The following is a 15294-nucleotide window of genomic DNA, read 5'->3' as shown; positions in this document are numbered from 1 at the left end:
AAGTAGTTGCGGACGGGGAAGCTTGGGAATCAGTGCTTGATGCCAGAGTCTCATTCTAACCTCCTTTTAGTAAAAACAAAGCAATCTTTTATTGCTCCAAATCGCTATTGAGCTCCAGAGAACTCCCTTTTAATAATCGCTGAAACGTCTATGTTTGATTTCAAAGTCGAAATAATTCTCTTCCTGAAGTCGGTGGAATATGTCCCGATAGGCCTCTTCGTCAAAAGACTCCCCTCGATACAGAATTTCAAAGCTAAGATCCTCATATTCCAGAAAGGCATTGGCTGAACGGAAGCCCTTGCTGTGATAAAAATCCCAGCGAGCTTGACGCTGCTCCAGATTGTCACATGGCTCATCTAGACGCTCGATTTCTAAAATCATGGTTCGCTGATAGAAATTGACCAGCTTTTCAATGATTTCACCGCCATAGCCATGGCTACGCAGGTGAGGCATAATCGCAAAGAAACTAACATAAAAGGCTTGCGCGTTGGAAATGGCAAAGGCAAAACCAACAAACTCCTTTTCATGATAAAAGGCGAAAAAATTAGCATCTTCCTGTTCCTCATATCGTAAAAATTCACTGAGCGGTATCCTTTCCTCTTCTGGAAAAGCTTCATTATTCAAGGCTTCTACTTTATCCAAATCTGGAAAATCTGCTGTAATGATCTGGCTGGTTAAGCTCATAAAATCACTCCTTTTCTAGTGATAGTATAACAAATTTTACAACTGGTTTCAAAAAAGAGCCCTAAAAGAGCTCTTATGTATCTATTTTTTATGAAATGATGGTAAGGTGCCGAGTTCCTAAGAACTACTGATAGTTGGTCCCGATTGGACTCCCAGCCGCTACTTCACTATTTCACGTAATTTATCCAAATGCTGGTTATCAGTCACAGCCATAATGCTGACGCCTGCTGGCCAGACAAAGTCTGGAGTAAACTGGCTTTCCAAAGGCTGATCTTTTGTCAGACGGTAGCCGATAATATTGAGATGATACAGCCTACGAGCATCTACTTCACGGACCATTTTCCCGACCCAGCTAGCAGGCAACTCAAACTCAGCCACCACTACATCGTCATCCAGCTGGAAAACCTCAATCGAATGGTTAAAGAGAATGGTCTTAGCCAATGAAATACCAGCCTCCACTTCAGGCAGGATAACCAAATCAGCTCCCACCTTTTCCAGTACCTGCTGGGTTACTTCATCCTTGACTTTGGCAATGACATTTTTAACGCCCAATGCCTTACAGTGCATGACCGCTAGAACACTGGATTCCAGACTTTCTCCAGTCGCCACGACGACCGTATCACAGGAACCAACGTCTGCCGCCTCCAAAAGTTCCATATCAGTAATGTCCCCGATCACACCGACGGCAATCATGTCTTCATACTGATTGATTGTCTCTTCGTGATTATCAATTGCAATGATTTCTACATCCTGAGAAATCAAGGCCTCAATGATACTCTGTCCAAAAATCCCCAAGCCGAGAATTCCAACTGTTTGATTTGCCATTTCTTTTCTCCTATCCAATCATAATGTCCGCCTTGCTGTAGTGCAAGGTAGTCGCCTTCTTCGGTTGATAATGGTTAAGACTGACCATAAGAGTCAGCGGCCCCACCCGTCCAATAAACATCAGCAACATAATCACAACCATACCAGCTGTATTGAGGCTGGTAGTGATATTGGCTGTCACACCAACTGTAGCCAGTGCCGACACAGTCTCAAATATCAGGTAAATAAAACGATGACTGCTATCGGTCACTAGCCCAAGAGCCAAAAGACCAAGCAGAAATGTCAGCTGAAAAATCACTGTCACACCAAAAGCCTTCTGCACTAGCTGAGGAACCAGCGTTCTCCGACCAAGATTGGTATGTGGCAAGCTCAAAATCTCCTTACGAGCGAAAAGCAAAAGAACTAAGAAGGTGGTAATTTTCAGACCGCCCGCTGTACCACCCGGAGCTCCTCCTAAAAACATCTGGAGCAGATAGATAAACAGGGTTACTGGACGAGCAGCCGTATAATCTATGGAAGCAAAGCCAGCTGTCCTCATGCTGACTGTCTGGAAAAAGCTGACCAGTAGCTTATCACCAAAGGAAAGATTGCCAATCGTTCCAGGATTATTATACTCCGTCCAGAGACTCGTGACCGTCCCAAAAACGAGAAGACCAGCAGTCAGCAGCAAGACTACCTTGGTATGAAAGTGAAGCCCCTTCTGTTTTCCTCCCAATTTAGTCGCCAAGTCAAACCAGACCATAAAGCCAAGTCCTCCAGTGATGATGAGGAGAGCCAAGGTGATATTGACCAAAACATCTGTCTGCAAGCCTAGTAGGCTATCATTACCAAAATTATCAAAGCCCGCATTACAAAATGCAGAAACAGCTAAAAAGATAGAATTAAAAATCCCTTTTCTCAGACCAAACTTGGGAATGAAGCGAATCATGAGAAGGAGAGCGCCCAGTCCTTCGATAGTAAAAGTCGTGATAAAAATCGAACGGACAAATTGACCTAAGGTACGATTGTGACCATAACTAAAACTATCTCGCAGAATGCGGCGATCCTTGAGGCTGAGCTTTTTCCGACTTTCCATGGTGAAAAATCCGATAAAAGTCAGGATTCCCAAACCACCAATCTGAATCAGCAGCATACAAAGGAGCTGCCCCCAGACATTGTATGTATCTACAACCGATCGTGTAAAAAGCCCTGTCACACAGACCATGGAGACAGCTGTAAAAAGATGATCCAGATAGCCCGCTTGGGAACTTGCCGTCTGCACCCAAGGCAGACTGAGTAGCAAGGAGCCACAGAATATCACCAGAAGAAAAGACAAGATAATCTTTTGCGCTGGTGACAAGCGTGAAAATAAATGCTTCATAAAGTTTCCTTTCCTGATCTAATAAAAGCAGAGGCCAGCTTTATCTGTCTCTCTCTTTCCCTGACAGCCCGCTGCAAATCATCTGGACTCTGCAAGTTTCTGACTTTGATGGTATAATCCGCTGCGACAATGGCATGTCCCCTCATATGAGCCGTCGCAACTGCTTGGGCAAAGACACGCGCAGCATATTTACCGATTTGTGATTGGGCTTGCTGCGACAGTTTGTTAGCCAAGAAACCAGCCTGCCTTAGTTCATAGGCAGATGCCCTCCCATCAAGTCGAGCCTGAAAAATCGCTCTTACCTGAGTCAAAATCTTCTGCTTCTCAAACTCATCTTCCACATCTATCAGCGGTATAAAGCTTGACGCCATTTTCATAGCCCATCGAGCCAGTTGCTTCTGAGGAAGCTGCTCCAAAACAAGCTCCAATTCCAATCTCTTTTCACTATCATCCAGAATTTTTAGCTTATAAGGGATCGGTAAAATCACTTGATCATTCTCATAAGACTTGCGCTCATGAGCGTTCCAAGCATAATCTTCTGACTTCATATGTCCTCCGGTTTCGAATTTCTCTAAACTCGCCCCTGCATTTCGTTTTTATCTTAAATGAAGTACCTAGTTCTCGCGAAGCTCGAACTGCATCAATGATCCTAAATTCAACTGAGCCTAATAACTTGTTTCTGCAAGGAAATTAAGGAACGTAGTTCTCGCTGAGCTCGAACTGCATCAATGGCCCTAAATTCAACTACGCCTAACGGCTTGTTTCGGCAAGGAAATTAAGGAGCGTAGTTCTCGCAAAGCTCGAACTGCATCAATGGCCCTAAATTCAACTACACCTAACGGCTTGTTTCATTAAGGGCCATAGAAAAAGCGGGACACATAGCCCCGCTGCTTCTTATTTCTCATCAATGACGATGCGAACTTTTTTGTACTCGGTTGGGACAGAGTAAACAATCGTCCTTATAGCGGAGATAGTACGACCTTTACGACCGATCACACGTCCAACATCGCTTGGATCAAGATCAAGATGATACTCTAAAAACTCAGGCGTATCTTCAATCTTGATGGTTAAGGCATCTGGCTGTGAAATCAAAGGTTTCACTATCGCAATAATGAGATTTTCAATCGTGTCCATATATCAACCTGCACTTCTATTATTTAGAGTATTTTGAATCGTGGAATTTCTTCAAAACACCTGCTTTTGAAAGGATGTTGCGAACTGTATCAGAAGGTTGAGCTCCATCAGCCAACCATGCAAGAACGCGATCTTCTTTCAAAGTCACTTGGTTTTCTTCAACAAGTGGGTTGTAAGTTCCAACTGTTTCGATGAAACGTCCGTCACGTGGTGAACGTGAGTCTGCAACGTTGATACGGTAGAAAGGTTTTTTCTTAGAACCCATACGAGTCAAACGGATTTTTACTGCCATTTTTAAAATTTCTCTCTTTTCTTATTTTTTATTTCGGTGAAATAGCTGAGCTATTTGGCACATGTTCTATTATAGCAGATTAAAAACAGCTGTCAAGTTTTTTTCTTGACAGGCTCAAAAATTTTTTTCAAAGCAGTAATTTTTTAATTTCTTCATAGGAAGATACCGTATAAGTCGGCCGCGCACTGCTATTGTTAATCAGCTTTTTGGGATTGTACCAGATAGAGTCCAGTCCTGCATTATTAGCGCCTGCAATATCTGCAGTCAAGGAATCTCCAATCATCAAAGCCTGAGACAGGTCAAAATCCGGTATCTGCTCTGCTATTTTTTCATAAAACAAAGCCTCAGGCTTCTGAGTTCCCATCTTTTCCGAAATGAAAATGTGATTAAAATAGGGCACAATATCAGAATGAGCCATGCGACCGGTCTGAATAGCTGTGATACCATTGGTCGCTCCGTAAATCTCATAATCAGCTGCTGTCAGACTGTCCAAAAGCTCGCTAGCACCAGCGTAGGTTTGTCCTTGCTGAGCAATGTGCTGCTGATAGAGAAGGGCCAACTCGGCCCCATCCTTCTCAATGCCAAAATGAGCAAAAAGACGAGAAAAGCGCGTATTGACCAGCTCTGGCTTGGTGATTTTCCCCTGCTCCAAATCCCGCCAAAGCCCCTTGTTCATGGGAATATAATAGTCTTTGTAGGTCTGGATCTCCGTTACTCCCTGCTCCTCCAAAAACTGAGTCAAGGCGATGTCTTCTGCCGTATCAAAATCCAGTAGCGTATGATCAAGGTCGAAAAGTAGAAATTTGTATGACAAAGTCGAGATCCTTTCTATAATAAAATCTTTTCTGCAAAACTATTACTTTACAAATCTCTCTGTCATTCAGTTAGACTTATTTTGAGCAGTTTTATTTCCATTTTGTGAAATTCCCAACAGTGCATTTGATTTATGTTCAATATCAGGGTAAACAAATCCTTCGGTAATACCCAAGAGTTTCAATTGACTTCGAATTTTCTTTTTGTTATTACCATCAATTCTTATTACTGATAACAAACATGTTTTATCTTCTTTTTGAATTTTCAGAGTTGCATTAAAGTGATTGATTGATTCCGATATTTCCTTCTTGACTTCTTCATGTGTCTTATCAGAAGTATCTGTAAATTTTGGATAGATAAATGCTCCCTGTTGTTGTCTTATTCTATCTGTTGTTTTAGATGGAATAACTATATGAGCTTTCCCTAAATCCATGGCTATCTTGAATGGTAAATTCAATCTCTCCCTAACGCGAGCTCTTTGATTTAGTAATTCCATAAGTTTAACTATAGGGGCTTCTAATTCCCTTATTTTTACTTTATATAATTCCTGATTTCTTTCTCTAAGCTTTTCTCCTAATAGATAATTTAGATTTTCAAGCGGTACATTTTCCAGCTTTTCCAACTCACTTTCATCCTTGCAGATAAAGTTTACAGCTTTTAAAAAGTTATTAATAATCTTTTGGGGTATTAAATTTAAAGCGGACTTAATAGCTATTGTATGACCAGTATCAAACTTTTCATTCTCCTCATCAGATTTATAGATAAATACATATCCTGACTTATCATCTTTTTTTTCAACTGCAAAATATAATGCTATTAATGGATTACTAGTAATATCTAACACCCTTGTTTTTGCACCATAATGTTGCAATTCAGATATTAACCTAACTAACGAACTATTTTCTTGATAGTCATCTCTACCTAGTTCACTTAATAGCATCCTATAGTAATATTCACTCCCCTCCAGTGTTAATCCCTCTTGAAGATAAAGTGAAGGAGTCCTTAATTCATGGTTGGAGTCTTCTCCCCTAAAAAAAAGGTTTTTTCTGACTCTATTCGCAGAGTCATTATCAGTTTCATTCCGTTCCTGATTTAAAATAAGTTCTAATATAGAGTTTACCGAATCGCATTCAATTTCATTTTCAAATTTTATCTCTGTTTCTCCAGACATAATTATCTCCTTTTATTATTATACATATAATTTTACCATAAAGTCCTTGTTATCACTATATTATTAAAAATATTTTACCAATAAGTTCACTGTAATAATTCATTATTGTGCAAATATTTCTAAAAATTCAGAATTGTGGATAATTTTTTTCATTATACCACAAGCCACAAAAAAATCAGCCGTTCAAAAATAAACGGCTGATTTCTAATCTATTTCACCACTGGTATCCAGAGAATTATTTGATAGTCTGGTGGCTCTTGTTTTGATCCTGCTACATTACCAAACAGCATCTTCGTTTTTCTCACTTCTTCTACTCTTCTTTATAGCGAATACACAAATCTCTAAATTTATTATCTAGCGCTGCAATATTATACAAGACTTTTGATAATTTCTGATAATCTTCCTTGATACAAAATAGATGAGCTTGGCCGAACAACTTTGCTAAATTTGCTTTTAGTTCAGATCTGACCGTATCGTGGTCTTTTAAGTAGTTGCTCATGTATAGATTTCTGATAGAAGCTAATTTGAAACTAAAGTATTGATGAAGATGCTTTTGTTTTTCATTCAAGCCATTGTCCGCTACCGACTTAGCATATCTTACTATCACGTTCTCCTCGCCATCTTCATATTGTTGCTTCATCAACATAGATGTTTTTTGATAAATCTCTTTAGAAGTTGGAGATTTGATTTTTTGGAAGTTTCCCCACATGGAGAAAGAACCTCTTTTATAGTCAATATTTTTAGCTTCCCAGGCTTTAAAAAATTCTGAGAGACATATTTTCATACAAGCAAAGCCTGCTGGATCATGGAAATAGATAAAATCATCATTTAAATCATAAACTGAAACAAAATGGTCCACCCCATACAAATGGATATGATTGGGATTATAAGTGAGATAACCCATGTCCAAAGGGCCAAGAACAACTGGCCCACTAAGTAAGAACTTACTTAACATTTCTCTGATAGAGAGAAGATTCACCTCATTTGAATCCTTTATATAGTATTCATCATATGTAAAGCCCAGAATGTTTAAAGAATGACTGATAGAACTATCTGGCATCCCATTATCAAAGAAGACTAAGGGGTGTTTTTCATCTTCCTTTACAATACTAGCGCCATTTCCCATTACCATAATGGCTTCCAAAAACTCAGGGCGAACATCATAACCATACGAATGCAGCGCCATCGCAAGTGAATATGTATAACAAAGAGAAACGTCCCCAAAATACATCTGCATAACATCATCCTCCTCTGTAATCAACGTCTAAAAAATGACTTGAAATCACCATTCTATTTCACCACTGGAATCCAGAGTTCCATTTGATAGTCTGGCGAGGACATGTCTCCCTCGGTGTAAACTTCAAAATCTGGCGCTCCTGAGTGGCGATAGCCAGTTTCTGGAAAAAAGACTTCCAAGACATATTTCCAAGCATGGTGGATACTGGCTGGTATAGCCCCTTTGACCGGTACGATGGCATACTCGGCTTCTGCGATTTCTTTGATCGAGAGTCCTAGTTCTTCTGCTTTGACTTTATCCGTCACATCATAAGCCGCCATGTAGTTAATGATTTCACCCTCTTTGACATCAGAGCAGAGGCCAAAGGATTGGCCACTGCCCATACTTTCTAAGCTTTCAAAGCTGTGATTTGCATAGAGCTGCTCCCAAGCAGATGGGCACTGGCTATTGTCGATAGCTTCCAATAGGACGCCTGCTACAGTAAAAGCAGGTTTCTTTTGAATCTTGATATCCATATTCTTTCCTCCTGTAATCTTTAAGGATAATTGAAGTCTAGGAAAGACCCGATAAGGTTTTCCATTCCTAACTTCTGAGGGGGTTGCACCATGGAATTTCTTAAAGGCTGCGCTGAAGGCATCCGCAGACTCATAGCCGTATTTCATCGCTATGTCAATGACTTTCTCAGAGCTTTCCCGCAAGTCCGTCACAGCTTCTGACAGCCTGCGATTGCGCAAGTATTCTGCTAAAGTCATATCTGCTAGGATAGAAAAGAGCCTGCTAAAAATAGCATAAGAATAGCCAGATAGCTGCTGAAATTGCTGCAAATCTACTTCTGCATCCAACTTGCTTTCCAGATATTCCATGGTTCGATTGAATTGATGCATCATATTCTTTTTCACCTCTTGACTATAGTCTAACAGATATAAGATACTTCCGCCCTAGAATTTTTGTACAAGATTTAGAGGGCGATTCTACAACCTATCCCGCAGCTTCTCCACAAAGAGATAGGCCGCTGGACAGGTCAGGGTATTTTTGATTGTCAGATGATTAATTTGATGAATCTTCTTGCGGTCTGTATGTGGAAACTCGCGGCAAGCCTTAGGACGGACATCGTAGATCGAGCAGAGATTATCTCCACCTAAAAAAGGACAAGGCATGGCCTTGAAGACCTTGTCACCGTCTTCGTCCACCTGAAGAAACTCCTCTTCAAAAGCCGGCAGCTTCATCTTGAAATACTTGGCAATACGGACAATATCGGCTTCCTTAAAGTCTGGTCCTAGAGTCTTACAGCAATTGGCGCAGGCTGTACAGTCAATCTCCTCAAAGACCTCATCATGGATTTGCTGGGCAATCTTATCTAGGTTTTTTGGTGGCTTTTTCTTGAGACTGGCTAAAAATTTTCGATGCTCTTTCTGCTTTTGCAGAGCTAACTGATGGTACTTTTCAAGGTCGATTTCTTGGGTCATAAACTACTTTCTAATCAGTTGATTTTCGTTAGCATTATATCATAAATCTCAAAAAAATGAGACTAGGACAAAAGTCCTAGCCTCTCAATTGTCTTTGGATTATCGAGCAAGACGCAGTGGTTGAGTGGGCTCTACTACGCTGATTTCATCAGCTTTTACAGCCCTACTCAACTGTGCGGAGGTGAGACGACGAAATCGAATTCTAACGAATTACCGATTTCTGTCCCACTCTCATTTACTTTGTTTTAAAGATTGTTAGTTGGCCCTTTTTTCGTCAAGGCTCCACGTTTCTTCTATGTAGGAAATAACAGAAGCCAAAGTTTCCCGATCGCCTTCAAAAGAGATTAAATAGACCTTGTCGTCTTTTTGGAAAACCCAAGAAACAACTAACTGCCCTGATTTCATAATTACATTCAGTTGGAAAGCTTCATTGCCAGAAACAGCGGATTTTGCTCCCCACATTTTTTCTACATCTTTATTATCATTCCAACTATAGGCCAGTCGCTGGGCAATTAACTCAGCATTGAAAGTTTCCCCATCTTGGACATGAGCTTTTTCTCTAGTATAGCCATTCATGGTAACGATATTATAAGCTGAGCCATCTGTGAACTGAACGCTGTCGCCACCATCTAAGTCGGTGAACTTAATCCAATTACTTGGAATATCGATATAGCCATAGTCAGCCGAGCCAATGCGTTTGGTTTTGGTCGTAGTAGAAACATCTTTGTCACTAGCTTTATCAGATTTGCTGCTATCTTTCTGGGAAACTTGACTAGATGTACTGGTAGAAGTTGGCGATTTCCGATTACTATAATTTTTAATAAGGCCACAAGAAGCCAGAGACAAACCAACCAGAACTGTCAAAAAACTAAGAAAATATTTTTTTGCCATAAGAAATCTCCTTTTTAGACTACATGGACCCGAACTATCTAGATTTCCATACTATTCGAAACATTATAGATAACATCGAACTTTTCAAGATTACTTCCCTATCTTATTTTTAGGAACAGATCGACTTTTTTACCTTCGCTTTGTAACGCTGAACTCAAGCCATTAAAGTCAACTTTAATCCTCATCCATACTCAGGACGCTGAGGAAGGCTTCTTGTGGGACTTCGACAGATCCGATCGCTTTCATCCGTTTTTTACCGGCTTTTTGTTTTTCTAGGAGTTTGCGTTTCCGAGACACGTCACCACCGTAACACTTGGCCAAGACATTCTTACGCAATGCCTTGATGTCTGTCCGAGCTACAATCTTGTGGCCAATGGCTGCCTGAATGGGTACTTCAAACTGCTGACGAGGAATGATTTTCTTGAGCTTGTCTACAATCAGCTTACCGCGCTCATAGGCAAATTCCTTGTGAACGATAAAGCTAAGGGCATCAACCTTGTCGCCATTGAGGAGGATATCCATCTTAACCAGCTTGGATGAGCGATACTCAGAGATTTCATAGTCAAAGCTAGCATAGCCACGAGTAGAGGACTTGAGCTTGTCGAAGAAGTCAAAGACGATTTCAGCAAGTGGGATTTGATAGATGACATTGACCCGATTATCGTCGATATAGTCCATGGTCACAAAGTCACCGCGCTTGCGCTGAGCCAACTCCATCACCGCTCCGACAAATTCCTGGGGCACCATAATCTGCGCCTTGACATAAGGCTCCTCAATCGAATCAATCTTGGTCGGGTCTGGAAATTCGCTCGGATTGGACACATCAATTGAAGCACCATCCGTCATATTGACCTTATAGATAACTGACGGCGCCGTCATAATCAGATCAATATTAAATTCACGCTCCAAACGCTCCTGAATGACGTCCATGTGCAGCAAGCCCAAGAAACCGCAACGGAAACCAAATCCTAGTGCTTGCGACGTTTCTGGTTCAAATTGCAGACTGGCATCGTTTAGCTGGAGCTTTTCAAGCGCCTCACGCAGGTCATTGTATTTATTGGACTCAATTGGGTAGAGACCAGCAAATACCATCGGATTCATCTGCTTATAGCCGTCTAGGGGCTCAGATGCTGGATTGTTCGCCAAGGTCACTGTATCTCCGACCCGAGTATCCTGTACCGTCTTGATAGAAGCTGCAATATAACCAACATCCCCTGTCGCTAAGAAATCACGTCCAACGGCCTTAGGTGTAAAGATGCCGACCTCAGTTACATCAAAGGTCTTACCATTGCTCATGAGCTGAATAGTGTCGCCCGGCTTGACCACACCGTCCATCACCCGCACTTGCAGGATTACCCCACGATAAGCATCATAGACCGAGTCAAAAATCAAGGCTTTGAGCGGTGCTTCAACATTTCCAGTCGGAGCTGGAACTTTTTCCACAATCTGCTCTAAAATATCTTCAATTCCGATGCCAGCCTTGGCAGAAGCCAATACGGCTTCGCTAGCATCCAGACCAATCACATCTTCAATCTCTGCCCGCACCCGCTCTGGATCCGCAGCTGGCAGGTCAATCTTATTGATAACTGGCAGGATTTCCAAGTCATTGTCCAGCGCTAGATAAACATTAGCAAGAGTCTGAGCTTCAATCCCCTGAGCAGCATCCACAACCAGAATGGCTCCTTCACAGGCCGCCAATGATCGTGACACCTCATAGGTAAAGTCCACGTGTCCCGGTGTATCAATCAAGTGGAAGATATAGGTTTCGCCGTCCTTAGCAGTATAATTGAGCTCGATGGCATTAAGCTTAATGGTGATACCGCGCTCCCGCTCCAAGTCCATGCTGTCCAAGAGTTGAGCCTGCATTTCCCGGCTGGAAACCGTTTCTGTCGCCTCCAAAATCCGGTCAGCCAAGGTTGATTTCCCGTGGTCAATATGGGCAATGATGGAGAAATTGCGAATCTTCTCCTGACGTTTTTTCAAATCTTCTAACTTCATTTTTCTCTTCCTTTTAGGGTATTCTATTTATTATATCATGATTTGTCGAAAATAAAAACGACTGTAACCAAGACAGTCGACTTAATTTTCCATTTATCTAGAGTCTCATAAATACGGAGACGATTAGTCATGGACTTTTCTGAGTTTTTCAAGAGTTTCTAGGAAAATAGCTGGCGCTTCAGCCGTAAATTCCAGCACTTCGCCAGTCCGAGGATGGGTGAAGCCCAGTGTTCGCGCATGCAAAAATTGACCATGGCCCTTCAGGGTCTTACGAGGTCCATAGGCCTCATCTCCAGCGACTGGATGGCCGATATAAGCCATGTGGACACGGATTTGATGCGTCCGCCCCGTCTCCAGCTGCAGCTCCACCAAGGTATAGTCCCCAAAACGTTCCAAAACTTGGAAACGTGTCAGAGCGGGTTTCCCCTTGGCTGTAACCGCCTGCTTCTTGCGGTCTTTTTCACTACGGCCAATCGGCGCCTCAATCACTCCGCGGTCGTTAGGCAGATTTCCATGGACAATCGCCCAATATTTACGCAGGGATTTCTTATCCTTGAGTTCGTCTGCAAGTGCCAGATGGGCTTGATCATTCTTGGCAATCATCAAAAGTCCAGAAGTGTCCTTATCAATCCGATGGACAATTCCCGGGCGCAACACACCATTGATGCCAGAAAGGTCTTTGATGTGATACATGAGAGCATTGACCAGAGTACCGCTGGTATGGCCAGCTGAAGGATGAACCACCATGCCTTGCGGCTTGTTGACGACGGCAACATCCTCATCCTGATAGACGATTTCTAGCGGAAGATCCTCTGCCACATACTCAACTACCTCTGGCTCAGGTACTTCATAGGAAATGACATCGCCCTCTTTGACAGCATACTTGGCTTTTTTTGCCTCTCCATTAACCAAAATCTGGCCATTTTTTATCTGTTCATTGGCTAAACCACGGGATAGCTCAGTCAGGTCCGCCACTGCCTTATCCAAACGCAGGCCTGCGGCTACTGCATCAATTTTCAATTCCATTTGTTTCTTCCTTCAACATCACCAGTAATAAAATCGCTACTCCAACAGTCAGGTACATATCCGCTACGTTAAAAATAGCAAAATTGACAAAATCTAGCTGGAACATATCCACTACAAATCCTTGCTGAATTCGGTCAATGAAATTGCCCAAGCCACCAGCAATAATTAGAATGAGTCCCGTCAGCAACCATTTGGAGCCCTGAATATTTTTAATCAAATACCAAACGGCAACTCCAATCACGGTACAAGTAATTAAGGCGAAAAACCACTGCTGATTTTCCAAGATAGAAAAGGCTGCACCAGTATTTCTCAGATAGGTCAAACTGACAATCTTAGGAATAAACTTTCTGACCTGCCCCAAAGAAAAATTGGAAACAATATAATACTTGACTGCCTGATCAAGAGCAATCAAAAGAATAACTAAAAAAGGAATGGTAAGCTTTCGTTTCATACTTCTCTTTTCTGTGCAAAATATTCTTTCATAACAGCTACAAAGGCTTCTCCAACCTGACTCAACTCTACATCTTCCCTCTTGACATAAACCATGCGATTGTCCAAGTTGTCTCGGAGTTTGATGACAGTGATTCCATTTACACTGTTGCTATCCAAAAAGCCAGATCCAGTCGCATAAGCATCCGTCCGCTCCAAAATCCCATTCAGCGTTGCTCGATCCGTTACATTAAACATCTGGGAGCTGGCACTGGTATCAACAAAATTCTCAGAATAATAGAGGTACTCATCCTTTTCCTGTGTGAAGCGAACAGTTGGTAAAGTGGCCAAATCTTCCATGACCAGTTCCTCCTTTTGAGTCAGAGGATGGTCTTCCCGCAAATAAATGTGGGTCTGGAAAGGAATTAGCTCAATGACCTCCAAGCCGAGCTTCTCCACCCGCTGCATAATGCCCTTGCTATTCTGATTATTGAGGTAAATGATCCCAATCTCGCTGTGGCCTTGGGCCACTTCGTCCAAAATCTGCACAGTTGTTGATTCAAAAATCCGGAAATTCTTATATTCTGGATACTTTTGGGAAAACTCCGTAATCAACGGCGGCAAAAAGTCATAGTGCTGGCTGGCAATGGAAAATTCATCTTTTTCCTCTTCAGGATTGGCATACTGATTTTGAAAGACATCAAACCCTTTGACCAATTCCTGAGCTCTCTCGTAAAATTCCATACCCCGTCTGGTCAAGAAGGTTCCACTACTAGTTCGACGAAAAACTTTAAATCCCAGCTCCTTTTCCAAATCTCGCACCGCGATAGATAGACTAGGCTGGCTGACATACATCTTTTCTGCTGCTTCGCGGAAAGTTCCACTGTTGGCAATGGCTACTACATAACGCAATTGTTGAATATTCATATCTTTTTCCTTTTACAAATACTCCTAATTATACCATAAACTCAGCCTTCCTCAAAGGCAGGCAGTGACTTTCCTCTTGGAAATACATCTCTGAAATCTGCCTCATTTGCCCAAAATATCCTTTGCATACAAGAAGGTAACATAAAGAACAACGAGCAGGGTTATTAAGACCTCAAAAACAAGCAGAATTTGCCCTGCTAGACCGAAATTTAATATAGTTAAAGACTGCTTCAAGGCCACAGCCGAAATAACCAAAGGGAAGGTAAAGGCCGAAAATCCTGCTGAAAAAGGACGATTGATCAAACGAGGCAATTGCCACAAAATAAAGACATAAAAGCATTGTCCTGAAATCAAGAGCAAGCTCAACAAGACCGGATTGGGCAGAGAAAAGGTAGCCACATAAGCTGCTGTCATCAAGGAAATAGGGGCACAAATCGTTGTCGTATTCGGGCGTACATTCTCTGCTAAGCCAATTTTATAGGTCTTATAAAGGACGATTGGCAAGACCAAGATGGTCGCTAAAAGGCCGTACCAAAAGATCAGCTGCCCCAAAGCTAACTGCTGAGGAATTGCAATTGTCAGAGGAGCGACACCAATCCCGACAAATAAGACCGTCCAAGCAGGAAAAACATTCTCCCACTTGAAAGGGAAGACAAAGGTCAGGATATAATAGACCATCAAGAAAACCAACCCGCCAAAGCTTAGCCACCACAGCACTTGTGCACTAATTCGGGCAAAATTTCCCAAAAAAGTCCAGCTCGCTAGATAGGTCGAAGCCACCATTCCCTGCATAAAAAAGGTCGGGAAGACCGAGGCCACTAGCGCTTGCCTTAGTTGCTCTTTGACTTGCTTGGTATGCGTCAGCATTCCCACCACTAGATGAAGGAAAAACAAGAGTGCCAGACTTGCTAAAAGATACCGCAAGAACTGACTGACATCGCCAACTAAATTTCCCAAAGCTAGTAGGCCTAGCACCAAGCCAGCCTGGACGAATAGTGGCTCTTTTCTCTTTATCATCAACAGATCTCCTAACCTTAAAAG

The 15294-nt window shown here is 42.0% G+C and carries 17 protein-coding genes; all 17 read right to left on the bottom strand.

Annotated features, from left to right (window positions below):
• Positions 1-129: 129 nt before the first annotated feature.
• A complete protein-coding gene (locus RWS39_RS06045) occupies positions 130-684 on the bottom strand; it encodes a GNAT family N-acetyltransferase (protein WP_314481418.1) in 555 nt (184 codons plus the stop codon).
• Positions 685-843: 159 nt separating this feature from the next.
• Complete coding sequence (locus tag RWS39_RS06040) at positions 844-1509, bottom strand: potassium channel family protein (protein ID WP_314481416.1); 666 nt, start codon at positions 1507-1509, stop codon at positions 844-846.
• 10 nt (positions 1510-1519) lie between these two features.
• On the bottom strand, positions 1520-2869 hold the full coding sequence (locus tag RWS39_RS06035; RefSeq protein WP_314481414.1) for a TrkH family potassium uptake protein: 1350 nt from the start codon (positions 2867-2869) through the stop codon (positions 1520-1522).
• Positions 2866-3417 carry a putative immunity protein gene (locus RWS39_RS06030; RefSeq protein ID WP_314481412.1) on the bottom strand — a complete coding sequence of 184 codons (552 nt, stop codon included), beginning with the start codon at positions 3415-3417 and terminating at the stop codon, positions 2866-2868. The genes RWS39_RS06035 and RWS39_RS06030 overlap by 4 nt, the downstream gene beginning before the upstream one ends.
• Positions 3418-3763: 346 nt before the next feature.
• Positions 3764-4003 (bottom strand): RNA-binding protein KphA, encoded by a 240-nt coding sequence (gene kphA, locus RWS39_RS06025; protein WP_005590445.1) that lies wholly within the window; start codon positions 4001-4003, stop codon positions 3764-3766.
• A gap of 19 nt (positions 4004-4022) precedes the next feature.
• A complete protein-coding gene (gene rpsP, locus RWS39_RS06020) occupies positions 4023-4295 on the bottom strand; it encodes a 30S ribosomal protein S16 (RefSeq protein ID WP_005590447.1) in 273 nt (90 codons plus the stop codon).
• Positions 4296-4422: 127 nt separating this feature from the next.
• The gene (gene pynA, locus RWS39_RS06015) at positions 4423-5109 is read right to left on the bottom strand and encodes a pyrimidine 5'-nucleotidase PynA (protein WP_314481409.1); all 687 of its coding nucleotides are present in this window, start codon (positions 5107-5109) and stop codon (positions 4423-4425) included.
• A gap of 66 nt (positions 5110-5175) precedes the next feature.
• Positions 5176-6279 (bottom strand): FRG domain-containing protein, encoded by a 1104-nt coding sequence (locus RWS39_RS06010; protein WP_314481407.1) that lies wholly within the window; start codon positions 6277-6279, stop codon positions 5176-5178.
• Between the two features lie 310 nt (positions 6280-6589).
• Positions 6590-7516, bottom strand: coding sequence for a DNA repair protein RadC (locus RWS39_RS06005; protein WP_314481405.1), 927 nt, complete (start codon positions 7514-7516; stop codon positions 6590-6592).
• 53 nt (positions 7517-7569) lie between these two features.
• Positions 7570-8403 (bottom strand): AraC family transcriptional regulator, encoded by an 834-nt coding sequence (locus RWS39_RS06000; protein WP_314481403.1) that lies wholly within the window; start codon positions 8401-8403, stop codon positions 7570-7572.
• Between the two features lie 84 nt (positions 8404-8487).
• Positions 8488-8982 carry a YkgJ family cysteine cluster protein gene (locus RWS39_RS05995; protein ID WP_002904626.1) on the bottom strand — a complete coding sequence of 165 codons (495 nt, stop codon included), beginning with the start codon at positions 8980-8982 and terminating at the stop codon, positions 8488-8490.
• Between the two features lie 255 nt (positions 8983-9237).
• Entirely contained in the window at positions 9238-9873 is a 636-nt protein-coding gene (locus RWS39_RS05990; protein WP_314481400.1) for a hypothetical protein, read from the bottom strand.
• A gap of 174 nt (positions 9874-10047) precedes the next feature.
• Positions 10048-11871 carry a translation elongation factor 4 gene (gene lepA / locus RWS39_RS05985; protein WP_314481399.1) on the bottom strand — a complete coding sequence of 608 codons (1824 nt, stop codon included), beginning with the start codon at positions 11869-11871 and terminating at the stop codon, positions 10048-10050.
• Positions 11872-11994: 123 nt separating this feature from the next.
• Positions 11995-12897, bottom strand: a complete 903-nt coding sequence (locus RWS39_RS05980) for an RluA family pseudouridine synthase (protein ID WP_314481397.1) — start codon at positions 12895-12897, stop codon at positions 11995-11997.
• Positions 12881-13348: a signal peptidase II gene (gene lspA / locus RWS39_RS05975; RefSeq protein WP_314481395.1), complete on the bottom strand. Its 468-nt coding sequence runs from the start codon at positions 13346-13348 to the stop codon at positions 12881-12883. The genes RWS39_RS05980 and lspA overlap by 17 nt, the downstream gene beginning before the upstream one ends.
• Entirely contained in the window at positions 13345-14253 is a 909-nt protein-coding gene (locus tag RWS39_RS05970) for a LysR family transcriptional regulator (protein ID WP_314481393.1), read from the bottom strand. Before RWS39_RS05970 ends, lspA begins: the two co-directional genes overlap by 4 nt.
• 102 nt (positions 14254-14355) lie before the next feature.
• On the bottom strand, positions 14356-15270 hold the full coding sequence (locus RWS39_RS05965; RefSeq protein ID WP_314481391.1) for a TDT family transporter: 915 nt from the start codon (positions 15268-15270) through the stop codon (positions 14356-14358).
• Positions 15271-15294: the final 24 nt, after the last annotated feature.

Source organism: Streptococcus cristatus, assembly GCF_963529205.1.
GTDB lineage: Bacteria > Bacillota > Bacilli > Lactobacillales > Streptococcaceae > Streptococcus > Streptococcus cristatus_O.
This window is presented reverse-complemented; position numbering and strand designations above follow the sequence as displayed.

Excerpts from the sequence above, each read along its gene's own strand:
- RWS39_RS06040 (WP_314481416.1), bottom strand. The coding sequence starts at position 1,509 with ATGGCAAATCAAACAGTTGGAATTCTCGGCTTGGGGATTTTTGGACAG.
- RWS39_RS05990 (WP_314481400.1), bottom strand. The coding sequence starts at position 9,873 with ATGGCAAAAAAATATTTTCTTAGTTTTTTGACAGTTCTGGTTGGTTTG.
- RWS39_RS05995 (WP_002904626.1), bottom strand. The coding sequence starts at position 8,982 with ATGACCCAAGAAATCGACCTTGAAAAGTACCATCAGTTAGCTCTGCAA.
- RWS39_RS06000 (WP_314481403.1), bottom strand. The coding sequence starts at position 8,403 with ATGATGCATCAATTCAATCGAACCATGGAATATCTGGAAAGCAAGTTG.
- RWS39_RS06005 (WP_314481405.1), bottom strand. The coding sequence starts at position 7,516 with ATGCAGATGTATTTTGGGGACGTTTCTCTTTGTTATACATATTCACTT.
- RWS39_RS05980 (WP_314481397.1), bottom strand. The coding sequence starts at position 12,897 with ATGGAATTGAAAATTGATGCAGTAGCCGCAGGCCTGCGTTTGGATAAG.
- RWS39_RS06045 (WP_314481418.1), bottom strand. The coding sequence starts at position 684 with ATGAGCTTAACCAGCCAGATCATTACAGCAGATTTTCCAGATTTGGAT.
- lepA (WP_314481399.1), bottom strand. The coding sequence starts at position 11,871 with ATGAAGTTAGAAGATTTGAAAAAACGTCAGGAGAAGATTCGCAATTTC.
- kphA (WP_005590445.1), bottom strand. The coding sequence starts at position 4,003 with ATGGACACGATTGAAAATCTCATTATTGCGATAGTGAAACCTTTGATT.
- RWS39_RS05965 (WP_314481391.1), bottom strand. The coding sequence starts at position 15,270 with ATGATAAAGAGAAAAGAGCCACTATTCGTCCAGGCTGGCTTGGTGCTA.
- rpsP (WP_005590447.1), bottom strand. The coding sequence starts at position 4,295 with ATGGCAGTAAAAATCCGTTTGACTCGTATGGGTTCTAAGAAAAAACCT.
- RWS39_RS06030 (WP_314481412.1), bottom strand. The coding sequence starts at position 3,417 with ATGAAGTCAGAAGATTATGCTTGGAACGCTCATGAGCGCAAGTCTTAT.
- RWS39_RS06010 (WP_314481407.1), bottom strand. The coding sequence starts at position 6,279 with ATGTCTGGAGAAACAGAGATAAAATTTGAAAATGAAATTGAATGCGAT.
- RWS39_RS06035 (WP_314481414.1), bottom strand. The coding sequence starts at position 2,869 with ATGAAGCATTTATTTTCACGCTTGTCACCAGCGCAAAAGATTATCTTG.
- RWS39_RS05970 (WP_314481393.1), bottom strand. The coding sequence starts at position 14,253 with ATGAATATTCAACAATTGCGTTATGTAGTAGCCATTGCCAACAGTGGA.
- lspA (WP_314481395.1), bottom strand. The coding sequence starts at position 13,348 with ATGAAACGAAAGCTTACCATTCCTTTTTTAGTTATTCTTTTGATTGCT.